Source organism: Aeromonas sp. Y311-2 (assembly GCF_027706025.1).
Lineage (GTDB): Bacteria > Pseudomonadota > Gammaproteobacteria > Enterobacterales > Aeromonadaceae > Aeromonas > Aeromonas veronii.
On record NZ_JAPDCL010000014.1, the window covers coordinates 67,127 to 93,555 of the forward strand.

The window sequence follows — 26,429 nt, forward strand, 5'->3', positions numbered from 1 at the left end:
AGCCAATAGCCAATAGCCAATAGCCAATAGCCAATAGCCAATAGCCAATAGCCAACTGTGAGAACCGAACTCGCGTCAGGATTACCGACCCAGATCAATAAAATGGCGAGTTAGGCGAAGCTGGCAGCAACATGGGCGTGGATCCGGTTGCCTTCATGTGGCGGATTTCGCATAGTGTTGCCCCCCTTTATGGGTATCCAATTGTGAGGCTTTGTCTATGATCCACGTTTTTGGTCACAAGAATCCTGATAGCGACAGTATCTGCAGTGCGCTGGTTATCACCGACTGGCTCAATGGCCAGGGCCGTCAGGCCACCCCATGGCGTCTGGGTGACCTGCGCACCGAAACCCGTTTTATTCTGGAGCAGGCTGGCGTCAGCGAACCCGAGTTGCTGACCAAAGATCTGACCGGTGAAGATGTCTGGCTGGTGGATTTCAGTGATCTGGAACAGGGCCCTGCCACACTGGCACAAGCCAATGTACTGGGCCTGGTGGATCACCACCGTCTCGGCACTCTGGTCACCCAGTCTCCGCTGGATGCCTGGATCCGGGCCGTCGGCTGCACCTGCACCATCGCCTTCGACCTGCTGAGCCAGCAAGACACTGTGACCCGCAGCCAGGCTCGCCTGATGCTGGGTGCCATCATGAGCGATACCCTCTGTCTCACCTCGCCGACCACCACCGAGCAGGACAAGATCGCCTGTGAGCGTCTGGCACCACTGGCCGAAGTATCGCTGGCCGAATTCGGCCAACAGCTGCTGATGGCGAAAACCGACCTGAGCGGCCTGACCCCAGCTCAACTGCTGCAGCAGGATGAGAAGGCATTCCAGGCCGAAGGTCTGAACTTCATCATGAGCCAGATTGAAGTGGGCAGCGAACAACAGCTTGCCGACCAGATCGAAACTCTGCAGCAAGAGATGGCGCACCGTGTTGAAAGCGAAGGGCTCGACTTCTTCGTGCTGATGGTGACTGACCTGACGGCCGCAGCCAGCCGTATCTACTTTACCGAGCACACCAAAGTACCGGCCGAGTCCAGCTACCACCCGGGCTTTGTCAGCCGCAAGAAGCAGGGTCTGCCCTGGGTTATGGATCTGCTGGCCAAGGCCTAATCCTCCCTCGCCATCACCTATTCCAAAGCCCTGCCTCTGCGCAGGGCTTTTTCATCGCCACCGCAAGCGGCACTCCCTATCCTCTTGCTGACCATCTTGCTCACCACTGCGGTCTCTCGTTTACTCCTTTCACGGCTTATTGATAGTTAACGCCATAACTTTGCTTACATATTTGCGGCTGTTATTTATCAGGGCTTTGCTGCAGGATAATCGCCGCGCACAACCTTTTCCGTTTCCATTCAGGTGATCGATGAACATAACCCCCAAGCAGAGAACCCTGGCCATCACCATGCTGATCGCCGTGGTGCTCCTCGGCTGGCTGCTCTGGCCCAGTCAACCACCCAAGGCGATGCTGACCGCTCAGGTGACCCGCGAGGATATTGCCCAGACCGTACTGGCCAGTGGCGTGCTGCAGGCCGTGGAGCAGGTGGATGTGGGGGCCCAGGTATCCGGTCAGGTTACCAAGCTGGCCGTCGAGGCAGGTGATCAGGTCAAACAGGGAGACCTGCTGGCCGAGATCGATCCCCTGATTGCCCAGAACAACCTCAAGACGGCCGAGGCGGAACTTGCCAGCAACCGCGCCCAGCTCAAGATCAAGCAAGCGCAACTCAAACAGAACGAGCTCGCCTGGCGGCGCCAGCAACAGATGTTCAAGCAGGAGGCGAGCTCACGGGCCGATCTGGAGAGTGCCGAGGCACTGCTGGCGGTCACCCGCGCCGAACTGCAAAACAGCCAGGCCAATATCGACAACGCCCTGATCAAGGTTGATCGGGCCAAGACCGAGCTGGGCTACACCAAGATCCTGGCGCCGATGGATGGCACCGTCATCAGCATTGTGACCCGTCAGGGCCAGACCCTGGCGGCCAGCCAGACGGTGCCGACCGTACTCAAGCTGGCTAACCTCGAGACCATGACGGTCAAGGCGCAGATCTCCGAAGCCGATGTCACCAAGGTCAAAGCCGGCATGCCGGTCTATTTCACCCTGATTGGCGATCCGGACACCCGCTATCAGGGTACGCTTCGCGCCGTGGAGTTAGCGCCTACCAACATCAACGATCAGGCTAGCACAGGCACCACCACCAACAATGCGGCCGTTTACTACTACGCCCTGTTCGATGTGCCCAATCCCGACCATACCCTGCGGGTCGCAATGACCACCCAGGTGACCATAGTGCTCGGCGAGCGCAAGCAGGTGCTCACTGTGCCGCAAACCGCCCTCGGCAAGTCGTTGGGTGACAACGAGTATGAAGTCACCGTGATCAAGGAAGATGAGACGACCGAAACCCGCCATATCAAGACCGGTATGAAGGACGAGATCCGCATTGAGGTGATCAGCGGGCTGAGCGAGAAGGAGGAGGTGCAGCTCAATCACGGAGCCCCCGCCGACAATGATGAGATGGCGGTGATGCTATGAGTGAGCCCCTGAACCAGCTGCCGTTGATCCAGCTGAAAGGGGTCGAGCGACGCTACCAGAGCGGCGACAGCGAAGTCACCGTGCTCCACCCTCTTGACCTCACCATCTCGGCAGGAGAGATGATCGCCATTGTCGGTGCGTCCGGCTCCGGCAAGTCGACCCTGATGAACCTGCTGGGTTGTCTCGATAGCCCGAGCAGCGGCCAGTATCTGTTTCGCGGTCAGGACACCGCCACCATGGATGCGTTGGCGCTGGCCCGGCTGCGCTGCCACCACTTCGGTTTTATCTTTCAGCGCTACCACCTGCTGCCCCATCTCGATGCCGCCGCCAACGTGGAGATCCCAGCCGTCTATGCCGGCACCAGCCGTCCGGATCGCCAGGCGCGCGCGCGTCAGCTGCTGGGCAGACTGGGACTGCGCGATCGCAGTCACCACACCCCGGGTCAGCTTTCCGGCGGTCAGCAGCAGCGGGTCAGTATCGCCCGAGCGCTGGCCAATGGCGGCGAAGTGATCCTCGCCGATGAACCGACCGGCGCACTGGATAGCCAGAGCGGCAAGGAGGTGATGGCGATCCTCAAGGAGCTGCACGCTCAGGGCCACACCATCATTCTGGTCACCCACGATATGAACGTGGCCAGCCATGCCGACCGGATCATCACTCTCAAGGATGGTCGGATTGAACAAGATAGCGGCCCCTGCCAAACGGCCGTGTTGGCTCCAGCCACCGCCACAGCCCCTCAAAAAATAGTGCCCACTAAAGGTGCCATGGGTCACGACTGGGATCGTTATCGGGAAGCGGGACGGATGGCGATCCATGCCATGCTCGCCCACCGGATGCGCACCTTCCTCACCATGCTCGGCATCATCATCGGCATCGCCGCCGTGGTGAGCGTGGTCGCTCTTGGCCAGGGGGCGCGCGCCAAGGTGATCGACCAGATCAATGCGATGGGCACCAACACCATCGAAATCTTCCCGGGTAAAGGATGGGGCGATGAGAAGATGGCCAGCATCCAGACCCTCAACAAGGGGGATCTCGATGCACTGCTGGGGCAACCCTATCTTGCGGGCGCCAGCCCCGAGATCGGCAGCTCCGGCCAGTTGCGCTATCGCAACAAGACCAACAGCGGCAACGTGACCGGGGTCGGTAACGACTATTTCAAAGTAAAGGGGATGACGCTGGTCAGTGGTCGCTTACTGGAGTGGCAAGATATCCAGCAGCGTGCCGCCGTCGCCGTGGTGGACAAGAAGAGTATCACCAGCCTGCTTGGCAAGGAGGAGCCGGTCGGCAAGGTGGTACTGGTCGGCACCTTGCCGGTGCGGATTGTCGGTGTGGTTTCGCAGGAGACCGGCTTTGGCCCCACCAGCCAGTCAGTCAATATCTGGCTGCCCTACAGCGCGGTGATGAGTCGCCTCATCTCGCAGCACCACTTCAGCCAGATCACCATCCGGGTCAAAGACGGGGTACAACCGGCACTGGCCGAGCAGGCGGTGATCGAGCTGATCACCAAGCGCCATGGGGTGAAGGATTTCTTCACCTTCAGTAGCGACAGCATCATCAAATCGGTAGAGAAAACCACCGCCACCATGACCCTGATGGTCTCGGCCATCGCGGTGATCTCGCTGATCGTCGGCGGGGTGGGCGTGATGAACATCATGCTGGTGTCGGTGGTGGAGCGCACCCGCGAGATCGGCATTCGCATGGCCGTGGGCGCACGCCAGTCGGATATCCTGCAGCAATTTCTGATTGAAGCTGTGATGGTGAGCCTGCTGGGGGGGATCTTCGGCGTCGGCCTCTCGCTCGGTATTGGCGCGCTCTTTTCACTGCTGGTGGACTCCATCAAGATGCAGTTCTCGCTCTTCTCCATCCTGATGGCCTTTGGCTGCTCGTCACTCATCGGGATCCTGTTTGGTTACCTGCCGGCACGCAATGCGGCGCGGCTCGACCCTGTTGTCGCACTGGCGAGGGAATAACAATGCACAAACTCTCCTGGCTGGCTCTCTGCATGGCCCTCAGCGGCTGCAGTCAGCACAGCACCTATCAAAGACCCGAGCTGGCGATCGCCCCCACATGGCAACAAGCAGAGGGCACCCAACTGGCTACGCAGGCTGGCCCCTGGTGGCGGAAATTTCATGATCCCCAACTCGACAAATTGGTCGACGCGGTACTGGCCGCCAACCCGGACATGCATGTGGCGGCCCTCAAGCTCAAAAGCGCCCGACTGGGCGCCGAGCAGGCCGATACCAACCTCACCCCCTCGGTCAATGGCACTATCGCCGCCAGTGGCAACAAGGATCTGAAAACCGGCAAAGACACCAACAGTCTGGGCCCCTCGCTGAGCCTCAGTTACGAAGTGGATTTGTGGGGCAAGCTTGCCTCGGTGCGAGATCAGGCAAGCTGGGAAGCGGCGGCAAGCGAACAGGACCTCGCCAGCGCCCGACTACTGCTGATCGGCAATACCCTGGAGCAGTATTGGCAGCTCGGCTATCTCGGCTCAGCCATCACCCTTGGGGAACAGCAGCTGGCCAACCAGACCCGTACCGAGCAGCTGACCCAGACCAAATACCAGGCTGGCGCCATTACCCGACTCGATCTGGCGCAGGCACGCCAGCAACTGGCAGGCAAGCAGGCTGAGCTGGCCTCACTTAAAGCGCAGCAGGAGCAGGCTCGCAATGCCCTGCGTCTGTTGCTGGGCCGCAGCAGCGGGCCACTGGAGTATGCACCCGCGTCCCTTGCAAAGCAGACCATTCCTGAACTTGCGGTGGGTATTCCAGCCGATGTGCTGGCTCGCCGCCCCGATGTCAAAGCGGCCGAATTGCGGCTGCGCAAGACGCTGGCAAAGGGGGACGAGATCCGCACCAGCTTCTACCCCAGCCTGACCCTGACCGGCAGTGCCAGCACCGCATCCGATAGATTGGCGCAGGTGCTGCAAAATCCGGTAGGTACGCTGGGAGCCAGCCTCGCCCTCCCCTTCCTTGAATACAACCGCACCCAGCTTGCCATCGAAAGCTCAGAGCTGGATTACCAGATCGCTGAAACCGAGTTTCGCAAACAGCTCTACACCGCACTGGTGGAGGTGGAAGACAATCTGGCCGCACGCCACTATGGCCAGCAGCGACTCGATTATCTGCAGGAGCAGCTGAGTTATGCCCGGGAGGCCGAACGACTGGCCAAGGCTCGCTTCCAGGCAGGTGCGACCGGCGTGCAAGCCTGGCTTGATGAGCAGAACCGGCTGTGGGATGCCCAGCAGAGCCTGCTGGCCCAGCAAAAAGAGCAGCTCACCACCACTGCCAAAATCTATCGCGCCCTGGGTGGCAGCGATAGCGTGGCGCCCCGATAACGCCTCCCCCCAATATTCCCCACTCTGCCTGTAGAGTGGGGAATACCATCGCCATCAACCGCACCGAATTCCCTCTCCCACATTGCAGCCGAACTTCATTGCCCATCATCAGGGGCAGTTATGGCAGCGCAGCTAATTACATGCATCGGTGACCCAGAAAATCCCGGCCATACTTTGCGACTCTCTCTATCCCTCACGCTCCCTGAACGGAGATAACGATTACCGGATATTCCATCAGCAGAGAGCTTGGCTCTTGCCGAGCGGCGCTCCGTGAATCATGAGAGACATATCCGAAGCGCATATCTGCACAACGCATACAAATAGCGATATCACGCAGTTAATCCTGCACGACAAAATTAATCGCAAACAACGAGTGATATTGAGAAAAGGAACAGTGTGGTGACACGACGGAAAAAAGGATACAAGCGAGAATGTAGATAACAGTGGGGCGAAAGGGCGGATTGGATAACCACGAGTGACAAGACAAAAAATAATGCCGCCCAAGGGCGGCATTATTCAATCTCTGAACCTGACGAATTAGATCAGGAAATCGTTCAGGTCTTTACCCAGTGCTACTTGAGCAGCAATGGCTTTCGGCATACGGCCTTGACCGGTCCAGGTTTTTTCCTGGCCATCTTCTTCGTACTTGTATTTAGCCGGACGCGGAGCGCGCTTGCTCTTGGCAGCGCCAGTCGCAGTAGCCGGAGCAGCTGCAGTCGCCAGCAGCTCGCGAGGATCAATACCAGCCTGCTGCAGCATTTCGGTGAATTCATTCAGCTTGCGCTGACGCTCTTCCTGTTCAGCACGCTCCTGTTCAACAGAATCGGCGCGCTCTTGGTAAACCAGGTCAAACTTCTCTTTAGCTTCCAGCAGTTGCTCAAACGGCAGCTCACGAATAGCCGCACGCAGACTGCGAATGTTCAGCAGAACTTTCAGAAACTCGTTCATTATTTCCTCACAAAAAGTCGGTTACAGGGATACCGTTTCAGAATAGCATGGACAATTCCCGACAACATACAGTTTTTCTATATTAGCGTTCTTTTTTTCTTAATTTTCACCAGCAAGATCGAATGCCGGTCACTATCAATAACAAACAAGCTCGAATGCCGATCATTTGGGTAGTGAGGCGATTACCGTCTTGTGTTCAAGAAAAGTCGGTATTTCAAGACTCATTAATTTCCAGTTCAGTATCCAATAGACTAACGCTGAGATCCGCTATATAAGCCTTGAGCGCACATCTCTACCATACGTTCAACATCATGTGACAAGCCTGTTCCTATCCGTGTAGCAATGAACAAGCCTAGCTCCCGTCCCGTTTGCCCGATGACGATCGGCATGTCCCAATTGACCATCAATGTATGCAACGCCATCAATAAAATCACATGTTAATCAATAGGTTGAAATCACTGAGTCACATTTCAATGTATACATCCGTTTGGCAGATGTATACACCAGAAAACAGACTGTTCAGATGCTGGTAATCCAGAACGCACGCAATAAAAAAGCCAGCCATTGTTAATTGGCTGGCTTTCTACGTAGCCAAATAGCACTATTTATTTTTGGTTATATTCTTGTCTGATTGATCAACACCGGTCATCACTGCCTGTGAAGCCGCCCCCGTTAAAAGGGGCTCGGTTGGATAAAGCTTAAGTGCTGCTGCCCGCATCGCATTAGCTTCATCTGTACGGCCCAATGCATTAAGCGCGATCACCATATTGGCGTATATGTTGGCACGTGGTGTATGGCGTACGAATGCCTGCCCCCACTCCAGATAAGCTTCCAGTTCAGTCTTGTTGCTTGTCTGCAAGCCCACCATCAGACGAACCGAGTTCACATCAAACTCGACTCGGGTCAACCAGGCCATGGGATTGATGATATCAAGTAGCAAGGTCGGCTCTTTATACCCACCTCTTTCGTACTTGGTGACTACCCATGCGGTGTGAATTGCCGTGAGCATAAAGGGCACTACCAGCAGCGGAATAGCAATCGCCATAAATCGCAGTAACAACCAAGGGCGGCACTCCATATCCCACCATGATGAGCGACCATGACTCGCCAGGTTGGTCTCTTCAATTTCGGTATCGATGATATAAATCAGCGTCAGCAACAACCACCACAACACGATTGCATGGTAGAGAGGATATTCCGTCTGGGTGTGAAGCAATATCGGGGTAACCAGGGCAAGCAGCCCCATGGCATTAACCCAACGCACACACGCCAGACGCCATAATAATGCGCCTCCCATGATCACCATACCTACTATGGGTGCAATGCCCCCCTCAACAGCCCAATAGAGAAACTCGTTATGAGGGTGGTCGAGATTGTACTCAATCTGCACCATAGATGGATTCAGCGCTTTATCGGCCATGTAGTGATGAAGAAAAACAGATTCAAAACTACCGTATCCCCAACCACTCCATGGAGCCTGAGCAATCAGTTTTGCCGCGTAAGGCCAGTAAATAAAGCGCATACCACCGGACTGATAGATCTCTAATCCGCGTTTTGCTCCAGCCAGCCAATATTGTGATAACAGGCCAATCGCTACAGCCAAAATAACCAGACCCAATATCCGCCATAACAGCCGCTGCCGATAAAGCTGAGGCATCAGTAAAAACAGTGCTAGCAGACCGCCTAATTGCCCCACTCGGGATTGCAAAACAACGAGCAGCAGTGTTGCAGATAGAATGACGCCATAGCACAGCGCCATCAGCAAGCGACCACCCTCTCTACGCAACTCCAACCAGATGGCAAGGGCGATACCGGTCGCCATAAACGTTGCCATCACGTTTGGCTGTTGAAAGATCCCGTAAGGGCGATTTGCCTTGGTGTCATAACCAATCCAGTTACCTGGCGTCAACAGGTAGAACTGCACCAGGCCCAGCACTGCCTCCATCGCGATCGCAATCAGGATGAGATAGAGCAAGCGATCACGCTGCGCCTTATCAAAGCGCCATTCATAGAGTCCAAACAAAAACAGCAGGCCAGCAAAAAGTCCCAGCAATCGAGGAATGGCATAATCCTTGAGTGCAAAACCTGGATAGAACATCGGCAACAGTAGCAAGAGTGCCCCTATCCATAAGCCCGCGTGTAATGGAGAAAAGAGCAGACGCTGGCGTAACGTTACTTGCCACAATCCCAATCCAATAGTCAGCGAGGCAAACACCCATCCCCATGCGTTAAAGGGCAGATACAGCCCTGCCCCTCCCGGGTTGTGCATAAAAAAGTGCATGCCTAACAACCAATAAGCGATAAAGAGTACGCCAAACACACCATTTATGTTTTTAATCATCATGCATTCCTAGCATAATTTCTGCAGATTGCCATATATCTTGGGTAGGTAATAAAAGGGCGAGCAGTTTACAACTGCTCGCCCTGTTTGATGAAAAAAGATCGGCTCTATGCAACTTTTGATTACTGCAACTCTGTCAAACCGTAAAGACCATTCTTGCGACTCAACATCTGGCCTCCATCCCGTGTCAAAGGAACCCATCCAATGCTTCCTTTAGCGGTTGTTGGCTTGAGCAGCATTAGATCAAAAGGTATCGTGACATAAATTCCTTTGGTAAAGCTACCTTCACCATACTCGTCTGCAGAGACATTGGTAAATGTTGCATACCCCCCCAAGATAACGCCCGAATCAAACCGCTTGGAGAAATCGAATGTAGCACCTTTGTCCCCAGCCAAATACTGACCCACGGAAACTTTGGCTGTGACATTACTCATGAATGGTAACTGCCAATATGCAGTAACATGCCCGGTCATTACATCGTAATCAGCCATTTTCAGGGTGTTGTTCCAGTCTCGCTGTTTCACCCAGTTTGCATCAACACCAATAGCCCAAGTCTTACCATATGGACGATAAAGCACCTCACTCCCGACACCGGCATACATCATCTCCAAATATCCGCCATAAGCTTGCCCGTACCAATCTTGAGCAAGTGGTTGCATATGGGTTAACTGCAAGTTGTTGAGTAATACATTAGAGGAATCTACATACTCACGAATCCACGTCCGAACTCGTGGTAAGGCAGCGCCATCTGGAGGAGGAGCTTTATAATTGAACTCGTCGTAGTTATTCATCAGATTTACAAACAGCGTACCCTGCAAGCTGTTGTTTTCATTTATACGCCAATCAGCATTGGCATTAATGCCTAGCTGATACATATAAAAAGACTCAGCACCACCAAAAGACTGCGTCAGATCTGGATCAAAAGAGTATGAAAAAGCTTTGCGCTCAGATGCATAGATGGACTTCCCATAGGTTTTCCCTGCAGCCTGTATCGTCGATTTTTCATGCTGTTCTTCTCCCAATACCTGTACCACATTTGCACGACGAACAGATGGAAGATCGATGCGGGTCTCTTGTAAATGGAAGTTCGCTTTACGTTCAACAACATTCAGCTCATCGACCGTACCCGGCAAATAATTTGCAGCTAACAAAGAGGTTCTCTTCATCGCCTCGCTCTCATCGCGATACTTGCTCTGCGTACCGATAACCGTCACAGTATTGGTCGTTGTATAAAACTCAGTATCTTGCCAACCAGCATTCTCTTTCAAATCGGCGGTTAACGCTTGCCACTTCACGTCAGTCATAGTGGCAGGAACTTGGTCAGGCTGATAAATGGGTCTGGGCTGGTCAATATGTGCTGGTTTCAGCTCATTAAAGTTAGTCCGAAAAGTTACCCCCCACATCAAGGTGTTTCCTCTCTGCCAGCTGAGATGACTATCCAGATTTTCAAACACACGGTACACAGCCCCTATATTCCAAGGTGAGTCTTGAGATATATGGCCAGCGAACTCTTTACTATAATCATTGCCATCATATTCCAGCTTCAACCTAAGTGGCTGCCATGGTGTTTGATATTCAATACCACCGAAGAGTGCTGCTGGCCCATGAAACAAACTATCAAACTCAAACTTACCACCGCTACCGGTGAAGCTATTATTTCTTTGACACCAGCTATCCTTATACTCACAAAACGGGTTTTTAATATTACCACTTTCGGCCATATTTCCCCAGCCGATACCGATCGTAAAATCAAATGGACCATAGCGTTTGCTAGCTGTCATAAACTCACTATCAAAGAGACCGGTCCCCATTAAATCTCTAAAGCCCACGGAAACCTGTGGCAGATAGTTAGATTCTTGCCAGAGACGGAACTTGAAATCCATCGCTTTGTCTTTATAGGTTTGATCACCACTAAAATCTTCGTACGGACTATACTTTCTTGTTCTTACGTCAGTGTATCTTAGTGTCGCCTCAAACCAATCAAATGGCTGCGCAGAGATAGACCATCGACGATATTGGTCATTATCAACATAGTTAGCACTGAACTCACCTGTTTTGGCCATTCGTGCGGTAGGCATTTGAAGCAGACCTGCACCACCGAAATCACCTTGTGAAGGACCATAAGGATCAATAACAGACTCTGCAGCACACACAGCCCCTGAAACAAAGATCGCAATATATTTCAATTTAGGCAGCATCATTCTGGTACTCGATTAGCAAGCAGATTGGCAATACGAATATTGATATCTTTATATTGCTCTGGAAGGATTTGGGGATCAAAACCGACAAAGAGCGTAGCACCCGCCATAGGTTCACGATGCAGTTTATTCCAATTCGCAACAGGAACCCGGCTGATAGAACCGTCAGGCTGGATCAGGAATGCTTCATGCTTCGCAGCGCCAGCCAACAAGCGGTAATCCTGCCAATAGCTTGCCAAACTGGCACCAGGCTGAAGCGGCTGTTTACTGCGACCGTTAATCAGTCCCACGAAGTAGATAAAATCGGGCCTTGAAGCAAGGAAAAGTGTGTACTGCCCTTTTAATAGTGGATTACCATGCGGGTCAACTCTGGACTTGGCAGGGTCTAATGCGATTGACAAACGGCCACTGACAGGAATTTTATCCAGCTCTTGTAGTAACTGCTGGGTTGACTGGATCAATACGCCTTTGTCACCCTCTCGCATCCAAAATACCTGGAGTGCTTTAAGATCCTTGAGCAATTGTTCTTTAGTCGCCTGAAATGCTGCTATGGTCTTTGCGTTCGCTATTTGTGCAGTACGCCAATAGATATCATCTGGCAATTGAACATTAAATAACAGATCTGAAAGTCTGGCACCATCATGCAATTCAATCTTCGCAGTAGCATGACGCTCAAAAATTACGTTTACATCAGCTTGAGCCAAAGCAAAAAATGGCATGAGACCGATCGTCAGGTATCTTTTCATAATGCGTACGGCTTTAATATTGTCATTTCAATCACCGGTAAGTCCGGCCCCAATTGCTGCTGGCTTTTTAATACTCGGCCTGTACTAGGTTCAAACCAATAGTAATTATGCCAAGAATTATGGCCTTGGCCGAAACTAACCAATTCGTCAATCAACATAACATCATGTGATTTATCCAGGATTAGCAACTTTTCCGGTACAGCGGATATAAACTTAGCTTGCATATTATATCCACTCACATAGTCGGATTCCCACTCAGCATTATACTGCCAATATATAGCATCGAGATTCAAAACATCATCAGGTGCATTTGCAATTTGTTGTAATGGATCGGGCCAAGATGATGCCACTAAATAGAGATCATTTTCCAAACCCACTGTCTTGTACAGTCGACCTGATTTGGTAACAAAAAGCTTATTATCAGAGCTCACCCAGCTCAATGAACCGTCAGGATCTGCAAAAGCAAGCACTACCAAAGCCTGTGGGTTATCACCCACTCGCAGATACGCGCTGGCATAAGGCAATTTACGCACTTTTTCAGTCGTGACCTCCACATCATCCACCCCTAAAAGGGCATAACGGAGCGTTGCATAGGTATCAGAACTGGTGCTAGAGCAACCACTCAAGAGTAACAATCCCAAAGGGATAAAAAAACGAAGAGAAGACATAGACGGGTCACTCAGTGGAATTGGGAAATAATTGCAAAGTGACAAAAATAAGGCTGCCTATGTGGCAGCCTTATTACAATACAGAACAACTTACTTGGTAGCAGTAGTTGTGTTAGTGCTTGTACTGGTGGAGTCGTCATTTGCCTCTGAAATAACAACCGCTGCCAGTACGGCAGCACCGACACCGACAGCAACCAAAGTAGTGGTACCAACAGCCGCAGTGCCCGCTATGCCAGTGGAACCAGCTACAGTCCCTGTTGCTTCTTCAGCAGCAAAAGCATTTGAAGAGAGAACCAACAAAGCAGCCAGAGCCAACGCTGATTTTTTCATTACTCGTTTCCTTGTTTAAACATGACTTAAAGTACTAACAGGATATCGTGAAACAGACCAATAAACCAGAGCAAGTCGCTCAGATGAGCCCTCTTATCTGTTACGAAGTGTACGCCCCATTGCATGACGTACCAGCACGATCATAACGCCTAACATGCCACCAAGCAAAGTCCCCAATACGGCTATCAACGCTCGTTTAGGTTTCGCTTTTTCCTCAGCTACCACAGCTGGATCCAGAGTTTTAAACACATACTCTTGATTCACTTCCGTCAACATCAAGGTTTTGGTCTGATCCTCGATCAGTTGGTAGAACACCTTCTGCATATCTGCGACTGGGGTTTTTTCAAGTTGTGCCTTGAGATAGCTAATGTTACGTGTCGCATCAGATTGATCCCGCAACTTCATGGCCTCATTGAGATCAGCTACCAACCAGTCAACCCACTGCTTTGCAGACTCAGGAGAGTAGTACTCCACGGCCACCGTAACCAACCCTGATTTTGCATCCTGACTAATACTGGCAACATCGCGAAATGCCTTAACCAGCTCCCAATCCGTTGGTTCAACGGACTTGCCTAGAGGAACCTCACGCATCCACTTTTTGCTAGTGACATCGTATATGTCTTCATCAATCACTAATTCACCAGTCAGCTTGTCTGCTTTGGCGACGGCCATCAAAGGCACTTCCAACTGATGTTGGCGGATAAAGTGACTTAGGAATTGGCGGGATTTCCCAATTTCGACCGCAATCGCCGTTTTGTCCGAACCACCACCACTGAGATTCACTCCTGCCAAACTGGCAAGACCACCAAATTGGGCAGCCATGGCGGCAAGCCCCCCCCCTTGCTGCTCCGCTGATGGTGCAAGCAAGGCCTCTGAGCGATAGATATTTGGCAGTGATATTGCAAAAATGACGGCTATTACCGCACCAACCAAGGTACTGACAACTATCCACCACTTACCACGCCAAAGCGCCGCGAACAGTTCACGCAAATCAATCTCATCTTCCCCCGCTCCATTCATTGCTATTGGCAAGGGAGGGTGTTCATTTAGTTGAGTCATAACAAACCGGACCTCAAAAGAGTCAGGTGGTATTCACCACCTGACTGCATGGGTTATCAAATAAACGATCCCATTACTTGATTGCATTCCACGCAACACCCAGTTGATAGAGGATCTGGGTTGCAGAGGTCATAATGCTCAGGTTATCCAGATAATCAGAATCAACAGGTACCACGATCGTATCACCCGGCTCCAGGCTCTTGCGACCACCAAACCAGCTATCACCTGGCAGCATCACGCTACCATTGGCCTTTATCACGTAGATACGGTCAGTATCAGCCTGCTTCTTGGTTCCCCCGGCACGACTCAAGTAATCACTAACACTCAGGTTGCCATCGTAAACGTGAGAGGAAGGGAACTGCACCATTCCCTGAATAGAGACCACATTTTGTAACGCGGGCACATAAAGCTTGTCGCCATCTTGCAGCATCACATCAGCCTGCTTGTCGCCAGACAAGATCGCCGGCATATCGATAGTCATACGACCAACAGCCTTGCTGTTTTCCAGCTGATTAACTACCGTCATCGCTTCGGCAGGTGAGCTAGTATAGTTTGCAATACTGGATTGACGACGTAGGGTCATGGTCGCAATCTCTTGCTTTAGTTCATCACGCAGCAAAGAGATGCGTTCTGCTTCCTGTTTACGCAGCGCTTCACGGGCAAAGACTGCGCCATTCGGATTGGCATAGGGGGTAATACCACCGACACGCTGGATCAAATCCTGCAAACTTTCTCCACGACGGACCGTATAGGTTCCCGGATACCTCACCTCACCAAACACCTGTACGGTAGCTTCTTCACGCCACTGAGGATGAGGCAACACGTTCAAGCTGTCTTTTGATTGCACCAACGGCGAACCGGTTACCCGATTTGCAGTTGCCAAATCCAGACGCTGATTTTCAATTGCAATATCATTCCCACGCTCACTCACGCGAGATAACTCAATCACATTCGCCTGTTCGTTAAACCCGCCCGCAGCCATGATTAAATCATGGGTACGACTATAAGGCGTCAAGGGATAGACCCCCGGATATTTAACCTCACCACGAACTTCAGCAATCTGTACCGGTTTACCTTGTGCTGCTTGTGCTTTCAAACGCTCAATAACCGGAGCGAGCAACGCTTGACGAGAGGCACCGACCATCGCTTCAGTCTTGGTCGTGTTAGACACACTAGCCAAAGTCATCTTATCTTCTTTAGCCAGTTGAGCACGACTAACATCGGCACCTGTACTGTCGTCTACCGCATTGGCTTGCTGATCAATACGTTGGTTAGCCTGATTGTCGATACTTGTCGAAGAGCTCTGAGTGCTCGCCAGCTGCTTCAGCCGGTCGGTTGCATCATTGCTAAAAATAAGCACCTGATCCCGCGGCTGCAAACGAATGTCATCTGCCCCACCCGGCATTTGCAACACTCGGCCCAGATTGAATTGCAGCACCTCGATATTACGTTGGGCATCGACCTCACGAACAACCAGGGCATAATTCAAGTCTGTGACCGAAGTCAGATCGCGGTCGGCACTTTGCAACACACGACTGATCCGCATTCCCGGCTGAAAGCTGAAGACGCCTTCACGAACCACGGCACCTTTTACCACGATCGCTTGGCTATATTCGGTACTGCTCGGCTTGACCGTGACCTTGTCACCATCACGCACGACAAACTGACGATCATGCTGATTTGACAAGTTCAGGTTAAATACCCGCATACCAGTTTCACCATAGCGATTCACCGAAACCTCTTTCAGCGCAGCGGCTTTCATCCCTCCCGCAAGTCCCAGAACATTGGCTAGAGCGGCTGGACCACTCAGCTCGTAAATAGCTGGGCGTTTTACCAGACCATCAATACTGATCTCGCTCCCTTTCGCAGGGATAAACACCGTATCACCGGATCGCAGACGGATATCCTGGCTGGTGTCGCCCCAGACCAACATTTTGTAGAGGTCAACATCGATCACTTTTTGCCCTGCACGCTTGACCTGGATTTTACGCAGAGACCCCACAGTATCGATACCACCGGCAGCCTGCAGAGCCTGGGTCACGGTAGCCATACCATTGACGTTATAGGCGCCGGGGCGATAGGCATCTCCCATTACAAAAACTTGCATGGTACGCAGCGCGCCAAAACTGATAAACGCCTCTACACCAATTTTTTGCTCTTTGATCCGGTTTTCCAATTCACTGCGCAGTTGCTGAAAAGTTTGACCACTTGCAGCAATGGGACCGAGGGATGGGAAATCGATAAAACCTTCACGCCCAATGGCCAGCGTATAATTTGCATTCTCTTTGCCATAGAGCTGAACCCGGATCTCGTCACCCGGTCCCATCACATAGTCATCAGCAACAGGCATATCAACAACTGGTGCATCAGTTAAAGGCTCACCGGCAAACACGTTATAGCCAAAGGGTTGTAACTCCCCCTCTTGTGCGACACCAGCCAAGAGAGGACGCTGGGATGCTTGGCTATAATCGACTTCACGTGGCGCAGCAACAGGCGCTGTATTGACTGGGGTCACACTGCTTTTAGTCGATGAGCTCCCCAACTGAGAGGGGTCAATACCATATTGTGCTGCCAACGCCTGCTGCTGGGCAGGAGACAGCTGTTTAAATTTGGCCATCATATCTGGCGTCACTTGTGGTGCGGCCATCAACGGCCACCCCAGAAATGCCAGTGATAGCAGCCACCCTAGTTGCTTCATTTTTGTAAAACCCACCTAATATTAATAAAAATCGACCAAAAAATGCCCCAGAACAGAATGGGGCTGCACAGATATTCACTATTTTGCCAGTTTCTGCGCGACATAGCTAATTGCGATGGCTACCTAAATAACTGATCCCGATAGTGCTACACCTCCGCTGTGGCATAGCCATTCCCCGGGAAAGGAGACACGGTATCCATGAAGTGTTTCACTCGGGGCAGCAGGCTGGCCATTCCTCTACATTGATGATTGCGCGTGATGGTTTCATGTAACTTGTGCCACAGCCGTTCTATGTGATTAACCCAAGGGCTGTAAACTGGCTGGAACACCAAGCAGAACTTGGGGTTCTTCTTCAACCATCACTCGGTCTGTTTGCTTTCGTGAATGATGTAGTTATCGAGGATCAGCGTGATGGTTTTGGCTCGTCGGTAGTGGCGACGCAGCTTTTCCAGCATGGCGATAAACAGCGATGAGTTTTTCTTTATCCCACTGACGTAAAGCACTCTTCCGTTGCCTGCATGGAGAACGCCTGCCAGGTAATGTTTGGCATTCTGTCCCGGTGTGACAACCCGCTTTTGCTGCGCTCTGAACATCCAGTCGGCCCCTAATTTGGGATTGAGGTCTATATCGACTTCATCCTCATAAAACACCGGATTATCGGCATCACAGCGGGCCAGTGCCGCGTCGATATCCGCCATTTTCTCCTGATAGGCTAGTGGATCTTTTATCCGCAAGGTTGGCACGGGCCTGCGCCAGACAATGCCCATACGAGGTAACCATCGGCGGAGCGTGGAGGCTGCCATGTTGAGGCCTGTTTAACCGATTGATTTTGATAGCCAATAGTTCGGTACACCAGCGGCTGCGCTGATAGCCAAAATCTTGCGGAGAAAACTGCATGAGCAGCACCAGTAAGGTGACAATCTTGGCGACAGGTAGGACCGGGGCACGGCCTGCCGGTAAGGCTTCTAGAGCCCCCACACCTTCATCCCGATACCACCGAAGCCAACGGCCGATGGTCGAGCGAGCCGCGCCGGTAAGGTGATGAACATCAGTGATCGTGCGTCCTTCATGTAACAGCAAGATGGCCATCAAGCGACGAGCATGCCCTTTATCACGGGTGGCATGGATGATTTTGTGAATGCGGCGGCGCTGTGGCCGTGGCAGGGGTGGTAGGATAGGCATCAACTCAGTCCTTTGGGTGTGGCTTGTTTTGTTTGGCGACTAATGAGATCGCACAAACTGGACTGAGTTCCCTTCCTCCAGTGATCTACTATTCGGAACAGCTATTTAGCCATCCCGAAAAACAATGCCGAGATGAAGAACCGAAAGACCGTGCCTAACTGGTCACACCAACACACAACCCCACAGTGGCTAGGGATCGCAGCCGGGGTTTGCAACAACCACTCGACCAACCGCCAGGTGGGGCCAACGTTATTGTTGATGGGCCCGGCCTTATCGGTCGAGCCCAACACAACAGTTTCGTCACTGCTTGGCAAGTATTCACAAAACAAATTTATAAAATCGAACCGTATATATTTAACTAAAATATATTTAAGACCAACACTAACGCAAGAGCAATTCGATCTCTTAATCTACGTCGTAATTTATCGACATTCAGCAACAAAAAAAGATTGCCAAGGTATCCATTATTGATACCTCGTTTAAAAATTGGTGTTTCTTGTAACCCTAAATGTTCAATTATTTTTACAACCTGATTACGATACCATTTATTTTTGATTAACTTTAAACGCTTCTGGGCGGCAGCTAAACTGTTGTTCGTTCCGACCTGATTGTTAGCATGCTGACGATAACGCATCATGGGTTCTGGGTCTATGTACCAACTGTAGCCACGACAGCGTGCGAACGCATAAAGCAACCAGTCATGTAATGCAATATCTTCACCAACTTGCTGATATCGTTCTAGCAACCATGCTTTAAAATCAATAGCGACTTCACGCTTAAATACATAGGTACAACCCGGGCCGGCGGCTTCAAATAAAAAATCCCATTTCCTCTGCGGTTGCGCTTTATCAATCAATACTTCACGACCATCTTCCCAGAAAGCGGTAACATTCGAAGAATAACAATCATACTGCTGCAATTTTTCAATTGCTCTGGGCAACTTATTCTCATGCCAGATATCATCTTGGTCACAAAAAGCAATATAGTCATAGCAAATTAGATCTGTATCTTTCAATAGTCGGTAGAAATTTTTGCCTGCTCCTCCATATCGATCACCATAGGGCAGAATACTGACTCTAGTATCTATGGTTGCATAACGGTTGCATATTTCCAACGTTGCATCATTACTTACATCTACACTTAAAGATAACTCTAAATCAACTTCACATCGCGTATACAAGATGGAATCTATCTGAGTTTGCAACCATTTTTGACCATTATAGGCCGCAAGCAAGATAACTAAGCTTTTTGATCTCATAAAACTCACATTATTACTTAATAGATGTTTTTAGTTAAAACTAAGAAGTTGAATTGTCCTGTAAATATTATAGGCCATATATAAAACAAAAAAAAACAAAGGTATCGGTGCTGGTTTAAACCTTGTAAATACGAATGGAATTATAATAACCAAGGGAAATAGTAAATAACTCGACATCCTGTAGGCAAACACCTCTATAAATGAAAATGAAAAAAGTATAAAGACACCAACACTAAGCCATTTAGCAGATAAAATTATTATAGGCCTAACATAAACACCTTGATTTTTATGGAAAAATAGATAAACCAAAGTAAAATAAGTCAGTATTATAAAGACTATATTACCAATATTTATCGGACTAGCTTCTTCCATTTTCCCAGCGTTAGCCAAATCGTAGTATAATTCGACCTTGTATCTCAAAAAGCCAGGCAGATATGATGAAGAAAATAAAAAAAATTCATTCAAAATATTAAGGTACATCACAGCGATGCCAATGATCGGTAAGAATGTGTATAGAATCACATCTTTAAAATTTAAACTGGGCCTAATGAAGTATAAAAACACAAAAAAAATTGCTGAGGCATGAAACATTGTTGCAAAGAAAATTTTAGCCAAGAAAAACTTTACTTTATTATTAATGACATCATGCATGGACCAAAAAACAAATGCAGTAGCAACACCCGCTCTAATTTGAGTCATTTCATGAATTATATAAAAAAAACTTATATAAACAATAAAACTTAAAAATGGGAAAGGAGATATTTTATTTATTACCAGATACTTTATAAACACCCCGGTAATAGCATAAATAAAAAAAAATGGCGTTGACATACCATAAAAAAAATTGAGATTCAACTGTTGAATAAGCCAGAATGTTGGTTCCTTGGAGAACCAATTTATAGTATGAAACTGAGTAAGCAACTCAGTTTCATACATAATCGAGTCTCGGTCAAGACCAACAGGTCGCAAGCCGGCAAGAAAAATTAGCAAAATAGCTACAAAAAGCAACCCAAACTGGTTACTTTTATTTAAATTAATCTTCACTTAAATACCTTTTTAGTTTCTTGGATATCCACTCGATATTAATGCAAAAGGTCATTATGTTGCCCCCCCCCCCCCCCAAAAAAAATAGTCAATGTCATACTTTGACTTGCTGCGTTTAACTTGACCTTTCTCGCCAAACCTCCAACTTAGAATGTAATTGCGATTCGATAGCCATGGTAGAATCTGATCCATGCTGGAGAAGAAAATTGCTTTGTGGATCTGTAATGACCTAGTAGTTTCTGCACAACTAAGCGACCTCGGCATAGGCCTGAGCCGGTGTTTTCATTTTCAGCGCCTGATGGGGACGCTTCTGATTGTAAAACTGGCTCCAGTCGCCAATCACTCTGCTGGCATACTGTAACGTCTCGAACTGCTGTCGGTGCGCACATTGCTCTTTCAGTGTGCGGATCACCCACTTAATCATGCCGTTTTTTTCTGGCGTATATAGCGTAATGAACTCCTGTTATACCCATAGCTTTGACCAGTGCTGTTGTAGTCGCGACTGATAAACACCAAGCCATTATCGCTGCGCAACAAGAACTGTGTGGTTACCTGCACCAAGCATTCGAACCGGGTTCTCAACGCCTGCACCAATGCCGTCTCAGCTATCTTGGATTTACTACTACGCGATACATGCCAGCAAAGCAACTCGCTGCTGTGACAGCCAACAAACACCAGCCATCACGCCCAGCCCAGATCCGACATAAGTTTAGTCGCACAATACTGGTTAGGCGCCAATGCATGGATCCGCGGTCGAAACCCAACCTGACGTTTACGGACTTGATACCCTTGAGTCGAAATATGCGCTGTACCGTGTTCTTGTTAAAGCCCAACAGTGCCGCCACAGTCCGATTACCGAATGATGGGTTCTCCTTGATCATGGCCTTGATAGGCGTGACCAGATGTGCCTGAACCTTGGGCGTCGCTTTGACGCTTCGGTAATACCAAATGCGTCGCAGCAAGCCAAACCAACGACAGATTTTACTGACAGAGACCTCGATCCCCTCGGCGCACAATCCCAGCTGAACATCTGCGACTATCTGTCGTCCTCACCCAGTAAGGAGACCAACTTTTCTGGCATGTAGCTCCAGCATGGCTTAGCCATAGGCCTCCTGGAGCTCTTTGAGCTGTTTCTCGTACTGCTCGCGGATATTCAACGGCATGGCGCGCAAAGCGTTTTCCATGCCACGCTTGGTATCATCGACCCATTTTTTAATTTTGGAGGGGGCTAAATCGAGGGAGCGAGCCACCTCAGATACGCTGGCCTACGCTGGATAATGTTCATGATCAACGCGGTCTTGCGTTTGGTGATCCAACATTTGATTTCTTCGTCCATCATGATGCTCATGTCTGTGATCACCACTTATTATGACCTGAGCAGGATTTCAGTGGGTCATTACAGATCTGATGGCGTTTACTGCTGAATTTAGCGTCACCAAAGGTGAGTTGATGGCACATAGTGAGCCCTATTTAATGATTCCAGATTACAAATATGAGATCATATCAGGAACTGGTTCGCACCTTCCCTAGTCAATATTAAATTTAAATATCAGACAAAAAAACCTTTTCCTAGCTTGCCAATAAGCCCATCCCAAACTGCTCTATTGAGCAACACAAATGAATAAATCTTTCGCTTGGAGAAAAGAGAGTAAAAAAATATATATTGCGGAATTTTAATTAAAAAGGAAAATTTTAATTCAGGCCTTATCTTTTTTGACTTTAGTAAATGAGTTGCATTTCTCACAATAAAGTAGTTTCTAAAATCTGAATGTAAATTTATCTTCCTTCCAAATACGCTCACATACTCATCACCGATGCTATGGTTCATAACCACAGAAGGCACCATATATGATTTAAATCCATAATATGAACAACGTTCACCCCACTCAATATCGACCCAATCTATAAACAAATCATCATCCATGAATCCAACTTCTTGTAAAACGGACGTCCTGATTAATGACCCTGATGCTATTATATAATCACACTGAACAGGCTGGTTTGAATTTACATCTATTTTAATACGATTAACCTTAACACTTTTTTGTTGGATGGCATCAGCAACTTCACCCGTTTTTTCATCTTTGAACGCAGGCCCAACTGCAGCAACTTTATGACCATCATTGATTAATTTCAATTCATTGGACTTCAGTTTTTCAATGAAACCATTTGGCAATTCACTATCTTGATCTAATAACAAAACATGCTCATATTTATTGTCAATCGCATATTGAATACCTATATTTTGTGCGGAGGCTATTCCTTTATTTTCACCTAAGTCAAAATATATTGGATTTAGCAAAAGTTTATCACAGAATGTCAAAACTGAATGTTTAACGGTCGTTGGTGTGTTATCCACAATGCAAATATCTTTGGATTGACCTTGTAGACTCACTAACAACCTTGACAGTAATGTGTCATCAGGATGGAACAAAATAATTATCGGCAGGACGTCTTTGTCATACATTAGGATAGCTCATTTTTTAGAGTTTACAGTTAATTAATTCTCATGAGAATGCAGTGTTAAAACATATGTGTATTTATTAATTAAAATCCGTGGCCATCAAGTTTAACTCTTGCCTTAAATAAAAAATATTTAAAAAGAAAAAACAACCTACGAAGAACCCATATGCGTCTAATATTGTTGGAAAATAGTTTATAAAATAAAGAATATCTTTTATCTGCCATATCCAATATTGTTTCTTTTACACTACCCCCAAATAGTGTAAAACAAAGCACCTTGCTATTAACTTGTGTTTTGTTTACATTAATTTGACTACTACTGCTGTAGTGATGCCAACCTAAATGCTCAACTACAATATCCTTAGGTGTTCGGCATGAATATAACTCAGGCCTTAAGTACCTCATGTGATCGGGATAAAAATAGCCCGAATCTTCGATAGACCAATCAAAACGAAAAATAGTTGCGGTGGTATCAACAAATGATACATATAAGTTATCTATTTTATGTTTCTCTGAATAAAGGCTCTGCTCTTGTTCTAATATTGAGATAAGCTCTTTATTTTCCTGTAAATAATCCCAAGACAATGAAATACCTAACTTTCCTATGGCGACATTTTTTTCTAACTGTTGAATTAAATAGGAAAGCCAACATGGTCTTGCTTTGCAATCACTAAAGTTGATATCCGCATCCGTAAGAAAAAAATACTTACTATTATGTATGCTTTTAATCTTTCTAATGGTCTTATTTAAACCTAAAACCCAAAGATTATTTTTATTTAAAACCAATTCTATATTGTTAAAGCGTGCTTTCAAGTCGTTTAAAATAGCGTGATGCCCAGGTGAGTCAGAGTCATTGTCAATGATATAGATAGTAACAGGAATGGTCACTGTATTAATTATTGACTCAACACATTGTTTTAAGAAATGGCCATCGTTACGTGTCATAACGAGTACCGGTAGCGTGGGAGATACTGAACTCATAATTTTTTACAGACCCTACTTTTAGTTTAAAGCGCTAAATTTTTAAAAAATTATGCATGTCAAAATTAATGATCTTGGTGAAAGTAAAGTGCATCTTTCAAAAATGCCAGTGAACCAATACGCAGTTCGGCGAGTCTGGTGTTAACGTTGTGATAATTGATGGGTTGACACCCGGCAAAGAATGAAGAAAGTGATTGTTGCTCATCACATAAACGCCCTTCAATCCCTAAACTTAACAGCAGACTTTGCAAACGAGCGAGACCTCGCTCTTTATTGGCAAAGCAGATGAATTCTTTATTGAATAAAATAGCCAAGCATACACAGTGAAACGAATCTGTGACCACAAACTTACTGTCACGAATTTTGGCTAACCAGTCTGCGACGGGGATATAACGATAACCAGCCTCACTCATTTGGTAGTAGATATCTTCTGTCGGTACTTGCAGAATATCCCCAATATGTTTAATAGCGCTAATGAATGTGGTATCAACATCCAGTTTGTAATAAACCACATTTTCATTTTGCTTACTAACACCAGCCTTTGCTATCACGCGTTCAAAAAACTCCACCCCATTTAACAAGGTCGGATCGAGCACATGTTGTGCTGTGACACCAAAAGTATCACGACAAATAGTCACACCTGATTGTTCACGTACCGAGATGGCATTAAATTTTGCGATGGCAGCACGAACACGATCACTCAGGGCCGCGTCAACTGTTTCTTCCCACTTATCTACCCCGAAACTGGCCGCATAGGAAATGCGCGTAACAGAATCCGGCAAGAAGGTCAGAAAATAAGCGTCTATATCTTGCTGCTTATTCACAAACATATTTGGCCGCCAAACCTGATCGCTACCCACCACAACTGATTTATAGGTAGTGTCTATCGCTTTCAACTGCTGTGCATGGGTGTAGGTTTGTTCACTACGTGCCACCCAGGTGGATCTAAACTGCTCAAAGACCTCACTACCCAGCACGGCAGGTTTAATGTACATCTTTTTACCCAGCATGCGCTTGATCAGTGACTTAACACCCAACGCCGCGAGCACTGTGACCAATAATTGCCGTAACGTCTTTTTTTGTGCAATCTTTTGCGGGATAAAGTCAATATGTTCAGGTAAATAGCCTAGCTGGGTAATCACATCGGCCAATGCCGCTGCTTGTAATACCGCTCCGTAATTATGGTCTGAGTAGTGAAAGTTTAACAATCCAATTTTTTTATTCAAAGCTTAAATCTCATTTGTAATTATAAATAACCACTTTGCTACAAACTTAGATGACTAAATTCATATGAGTTTATTAATACGCCGTAAAATAGCACGTTGATAATGATTAAGCTTTGTCAAAAGCTTTAGCCAAAATAAATGCTTTTTCATTTTATTATCAAAGCTTGAAGATAACTTTTCTGAATGCCAAATTTCTAGACTCTTACGGCGCGAATTCATGCGCATTGATTGGATCAACATCAATAATGGAGATCTTAATTTGGTATTAAATCTTTTTATTGGAATCGCACTTTTATCTGTTCTGCTGTGTTTTATCCGATAGGACAAACCATCATGTCGATGATTATAACTACCTTGCTGTGAGGCCAAAAATCTATTTTTAGCCAATTCTTCTATAACTAAAGCACCATTTATCATGCCAGATTTAATAATGTCATCTGCGAGTGCAGAACGAGTGACCAGTACATTATGCCCGCGACCGTCACGAACATATGGCTCTAACCAAGCATCACCAACAGATAAGTCTGCTAGTTCCGTTGTCACATCATCACAAAAATCACACGCATTGGCTTTAAATAAACCAGTACCCCACATATCGCCAACATTACGCATTTTAATGGTTTGCTGGTTATTATTTTTATCTAAGCAACCATATGCATAATCTGCAGCGGTACTATTATGATCTTTTATTCTAAATTCTGGTTTAGTAAATTCGTTTACAGCGACACCAGTGCGACTTGCCAAATACTCCGCAAAAAAGGCACTTTTTACGCCACCACAGATAATGCCGATTAAGAATCCAATTTTATCGTTAAAGACTGGATCGTAAACTTGAGCTAGGCGTATAGCTTTAATGAAGCAAGCAACACCAACAATAGCAACTTTACCATCTAGCTTAGTAATGTCTTTCAGCACATCAGCAAGCGTGACTGGGTAATACTTTGTCTTGGCTGCACTGACTAATTCATCAATTGAACTACTTACTGTGTATTGATAATGCTCTGAGTTAGAACCCGCTTTTACCGAGATGACATGCTGAATCTCACCGCGGCGCATTAACTCAGTCAACGTATAAGTGGCAATACCACCCGAAGATGATGTTAGTCGATGCTCAACAGAGTAACCAGCATAGGTATTTATATAACGACCAATTTTATTATGATGTTTATCTGCTTGAGTTAAAAATAGTGCCGCAATTTCATTTTCAGTCTTTACTTTATCATCAGGCTTGGGATTAAACGGGCAAACCTTTATGCAATCATCATCACAATCATATGTATCACTAACGTTAGCTGTGTAAAAACCAAATTGATTCATCTTCATCTGTATCGCGCCGGTTCTAGATTGTGCGGCGCACAATCCACAACCAATGCACATATCATTATCAACCACTGCTTTAATCATTAAATTACCGTTCATTTACCAATA

At 47.8% G+C, this 26,429-nt stretch carries 20 protein-coding genes and 1 pseudogene; 4 read left to right on the forward strand and 17 right to left on the reverse strand.

Annotated elements, in window-relative coordinates:
* Nucleotides 1-217 precede the first annotated feature (217 nt).
* The 4 genes from OKC42_RS14150 (at nucleotide 218) to OKC42_RS14165 (ending at nucleotide 5,859) form a co-directional block, all read left to right on the forward strand.
* Nucleotides 218-1,108: a manganese-dependent inorganic pyrophosphatase gene (locus OKC42_RS14150; RefSeq protein WP_270657306.1), complete on the forward strand. Its 891-nt coding sequence runs from the start codon at nucleotides 218-220 to the stop codon at nucleotides 1,106-1,108.
* A gap of 250 nt (nucleotides 1,109-1,358) precedes the next feature.
* Nucleotides 1,359-2,522, forward strand: a complete 1,164-nt coding sequence (gene macA, locus OKC42_RS14155; RefSeq protein WP_270820096.1) for a macrolide transporter subunit MacA — start codon at nucleotides 1,359-1,361, stop codon at nucleotides 2,520-2,522.
* Nucleotides 2,519-4,492, forward strand: coding sequence for a MacB family efflux pump subunit (locus OKC42_RS14160; RefSeq protein ID WP_270820097.1), 1,974 nt, complete (start codon nucleotides 2,519-2,521; stop codon nucleotides 4,490-4,492). Before macA ends, OKC42_RS14160 begins: the two co-directional genes overlap by 4 nt.
* A gap of 2 nt (nucleotides 4,493-4,494) precedes the next feature.
* Nucleotides 4,495-5,859, forward strand: coding sequence for an efflux transporter outer membrane subunit (locus OKC42_RS14165; RefSeq protein WP_270820099.1), 1,365 nt, complete (start codon nucleotides 4,495-4,497; stop codon nucleotides 5,857-5,859).
* Between the two features lie 537 nt (nucleotides 5,860-6,396).
* Here the strand turns inward: OKC42_RS14165 and OKC42_RS14170 are convergent.
* The 17 genes and pseudogenes from OKC42_RS14170 to OKC42_RS14250 all read right to left on the reverse strand — a co-directional run bounded on the left by OKC42_RS14170 (nucleotide 6,397) and on the right by OKC42_RS14250 (nucleotide 26,420).
* Nucleotides 6,397-6,807, reverse strand: a complete 411-nt coding sequence (locus OKC42_RS14170; RefSeq protein ID WP_100646375.1) for an H-NS family histone-like protein — start codon at nucleotides 6,805-6,807, stop codon at nucleotides 6,397-6,399.
* A gap of 601 nt (nucleotides 6,808-7,408) precedes the next feature.
* Nucleotides 7,409-9,148, reverse strand: coding sequence for a PglL family O-oligosaccharyltransferase (locus tag OKC42_RS14175; protein WP_270820128.1), 1,740 nt, complete (start codon nucleotides 9,146-9,148; stop codon nucleotides 7,409-7,411).
* Between the two features lie 122 nt (nucleotides 9,149-9,270).
* Nucleotides 9,271-11,349 (reverse strand): YjbH domain-containing protein, encoded by a 2,079-nt coding sequence (locus OKC42_RS14180; protein ID WP_270820100.1) that lies wholly within the window; start codon nucleotides 11,347-11,349, stop codon nucleotides 9,271-9,273.
* Entirely contained in the window at nucleotides 11,346-12,092 is a 747-nt protein-coding gene (locus OKC42_RS14185; protein ID WP_270820101.1) for a capsule biosynthesis GfcC family protein, read from the reverse strand. Before OKC42_RS14185 ends, OKC42_RS14180 begins: the two co-directional genes overlap by 4 nt.
* Nucleotides 12,089-12,760, reverse strand: coding sequence for a YjbF family lipoprotein (locus OKC42_RS14190; RefSeq protein ID WP_270820102.1), 672 nt, complete (start codon nucleotides 12,758-12,760; stop codon nucleotides 12,089-12,091). The genes OKC42_RS14185 and OKC42_RS14190 overlap by 4 nt, the downstream gene beginning before the upstream one ends.
* A gap of 90 nt (nucleotides 12,761-12,850) precedes the next feature.
* On the reverse strand, nucleotides 12,851-13,090 hold the full coding sequence (locus OKC42_RS14195) for a hypothetical protein (protein ID WP_270820103.1): 240 nt from the start codon (nucleotides 13,088-13,090) through the stop codon (nucleotides 12,851-12,853).
* A 93-nt stretch (nucleotides 13,091-13,183) separates the two neighbouring features.
* Complete coding sequence (locus OKC42_RS14200; RefSeq protein WP_270820105.1) at nucleotides 13,184-14,149, reverse strand: Wzz/FepE/Etk N-terminal domain-containing protein; 966 nt, start codon at nucleotides 14,147-14,149, stop codon at nucleotides 13,184-13,186.
* A 73-nt stretch (nucleotides 14,150-14,222) separates the two neighbouring features.
* Nucleotides 14,223-16,796, reverse strand: coding sequence for an SLBB domain-containing protein (locus OKC42_RS14205; protein WP_270820106.1), 2,574 nt, complete (start codon nucleotides 16,794-16,796; stop codon nucleotides 14,223-14,225).
* 197 nt (nucleotides 16,797-16,993) lie between these two features.
* A pseudogene (locus OKC42_RS14210) lies at nucleotides 16,994-18,029 on the reverse strand (IS630 family transposase).
* A 358-nt stretch (nucleotides 18,030-18,387) separates the two neighbouring features.
* Nucleotides 18,388-19,287, reverse strand: a complete 900-nt coding sequence (locus OKC42_RS14215) for a glycosyltransferase (protein WP_270820107.1) — start codon at nucleotides 19,285-19,287, stop codon at nucleotides 18,388-18,390.
* A 30-nt stretch (nucleotides 19,288-19,317) separates the two neighbouring features.
* Nucleotides 19,318-20,331 carry an EpsG family protein gene (locus OKC42_RS14220; RefSeq protein WP_257686687.1) on the reverse strand — a complete coding sequence of 338 codons (1,014 nt, stop codon included), beginning with the start codon at nucleotides 20,329-20,331 and terminating at the stop codon, nucleotides 19,318-19,320.
* Nucleotides 20,332-20,578: 247 nt separating this feature from the next.
* A complete protein-coding gene (locus tag OKC42_RS14225) occupies nucleotides 20,579-20,785 on the reverse strand; it encodes an integrase core domain-containing protein (RefSeq protein WP_443111668.1) in 207 nt (68 codons plus the stop codon).
* 643 nt (nucleotides 20,786-21,428) lie between these two features.
* Nucleotides 21,429-21,581, reverse strand: coding sequence for a hypothetical protein (locus tag OKC42_RS14230; protein WP_257686689.1), 153 nt, complete (start codon nucleotides 21,579-21,581; stop codon nucleotides 21,429-21,431).
* A 299-nt stretch (nucleotides 21,582-21,880) separates the two neighbouring features.
* Complete coding sequence (locus OKC42_RS14235) at nucleotides 21,881-22,798, reverse strand: glycosyltransferase family 2 protein (protein ID WP_257686690.1); 918 nt, start codon at nucleotides 22,796-22,798, stop codon at nucleotides 21,881-21,883.
* Nucleotides 22,799-22,878: 80 nt separating this feature from the next.
* Nucleotides 22,879-23,739 carry a glycosyltransferase gene (locus OKC42_RS14240; RefSeq protein WP_257686691.1) on the reverse strand — a complete coding sequence of 287 codons (861 nt, stop codon included), beginning with the start codon at nucleotides 23,737-23,739 and terminating at the stop codon, nucleotides 22,879-22,881.
* A 101-nt stretch (nucleotides 23,740-23,840) separates the two neighbouring features.
* Nucleotides 23,841-25,001: a polysaccharide pyruvyl transferase family protein gene (locus tag OKC42_RS14245; RefSeq protein ID WP_270820109.1), complete on the reverse strand. Its 1,161-nt coding sequence runs from the start codon at nucleotides 24,999-25,001 to the stop codon at nucleotides 23,841-23,843.
* 60 nt (nucleotides 25,002-25,061) lie between these two features.
* Entirely contained in the window at nucleotides 25,062-26,420 is a 1,359-nt protein-coding gene (locus OKC42_RS14250) for a Coenzyme F420 hydrogenase/dehydrogenase, beta subunit C-terminal domain (RefSeq protein WP_270820110.1), read from the reverse strand.
* Nucleotides 26,421-26,429: the final 9 nt, after the last annotated feature.

Bases quoted from the DNA above. Each gene is read 5' to 3' on its own strand.
- OKC42_RS14150 (WP_270657306.1), top strand. From the start codon at position 218: ATGATCCACGTTTTTGGTCACAAGAATCCTGATAGCGACAGTATCTGC.
- macA (WP_270820096.1), top strand. From the start codon at position 1,359: ATGAACATAACCCCCAAGCAGAGAACCCTGGCCATCACCATGCTGATC.
- OKC42_RS14160 (WP_270820097.1), top strand. From the start codon at position 2,519: ATGAGTGAGCCCCTGAACCAGCTGCCGTTGATCCAGCTGAAAGGGGTC.
- OKC42_RS14165 (WP_270820099.1), top strand. From the start codon at position 4,495: ATGCACAAACTCTCCTGGCTGGCTCTCTGCATGGCCCTCAGCGGCTGC.
- OKC42_RS14170 (WP_100646375.1), bottom strand. From the start codon at position 6,807: ATGAACGAGTTTCTGAAAGTTCTGCTGAACATTCGCAGTCTGCGTGCG.
- OKC42_RS14175 (WP_270820128.1), bottom strand. From the start codon at position 9,148: ATGATTAAAAACATAAATGGTGTGTTTGGCGTACTCTTTATCGCTTAT.
- OKC42_RS14180 (WP_270820100.1), bottom strand. From the start codon at position 11,349: ATGATGCTGCCTAAATTGAAATATATTGCGATCTTTGTTTCAGGGGCT.
- OKC42_RS14185 (WP_270820101.1), bottom strand. From the start codon at position 12,092: ATGAAAAGATACCTGACGATCGGTCTCATGCCATTTTTTGCTTTGGCT.
- OKC42_RS14190 (WP_270820102.1), bottom strand. From the start codon at position 12,760: ATGTCTTCTCTTCGTTTTTTTATCCCTTTGGGATTGTTACTCTTGAGT.
- OKC42_RS14195 (WP_270820103.1), bottom strand. From the start codon at position 13,090: ATGAAAAAATCAGCGTTGGCTCTGGCTGCTTTGTTGGTTCTCTCTTCA.
- OKC42_RS14200 (WP_270820105.1), bottom strand. From the start codon at position 14,149: ATGACTCAACTAAATGAACACCCTCCCTTGCCAATAGCAATGAATGGA.
- OKC42_RS14205 (WP_270820106.1), bottom strand. From the start codon at position 16,796: ATGGCCGCACCACAAGTGACGCCAGATATGATGGCCAAATTTAAACAG.
- OKC42_RS14215 (WP_270820107.1), bottom strand. From the start codon at position 19,287: ATGAGATCAAAAAGCTTAGTTATCTTGCTTGCGGCCTATAATGGTCAA.
- OKC42_RS14235 (WP_257686690.1), bottom strand. From the start codon at position 22,798: ATGTATGACAAAGACGTCCTGCCGATAATTATTTTGTTCCATCCTGAT.
- OKC42_RS14240 (WP_257686691.1), bottom strand. From the start codon at position 23,739: ATGACACGTAACGATGGCCATTTCTTAAAACAATGTGTTGAGTCAATA.
- OKC42_RS14250 (WP_270820110.1), bottom strand. From the start codon at position 26,420: ATGAACGGTAATTTAATGATTAAAGCAGTGGTTGATAATGATATGTGC.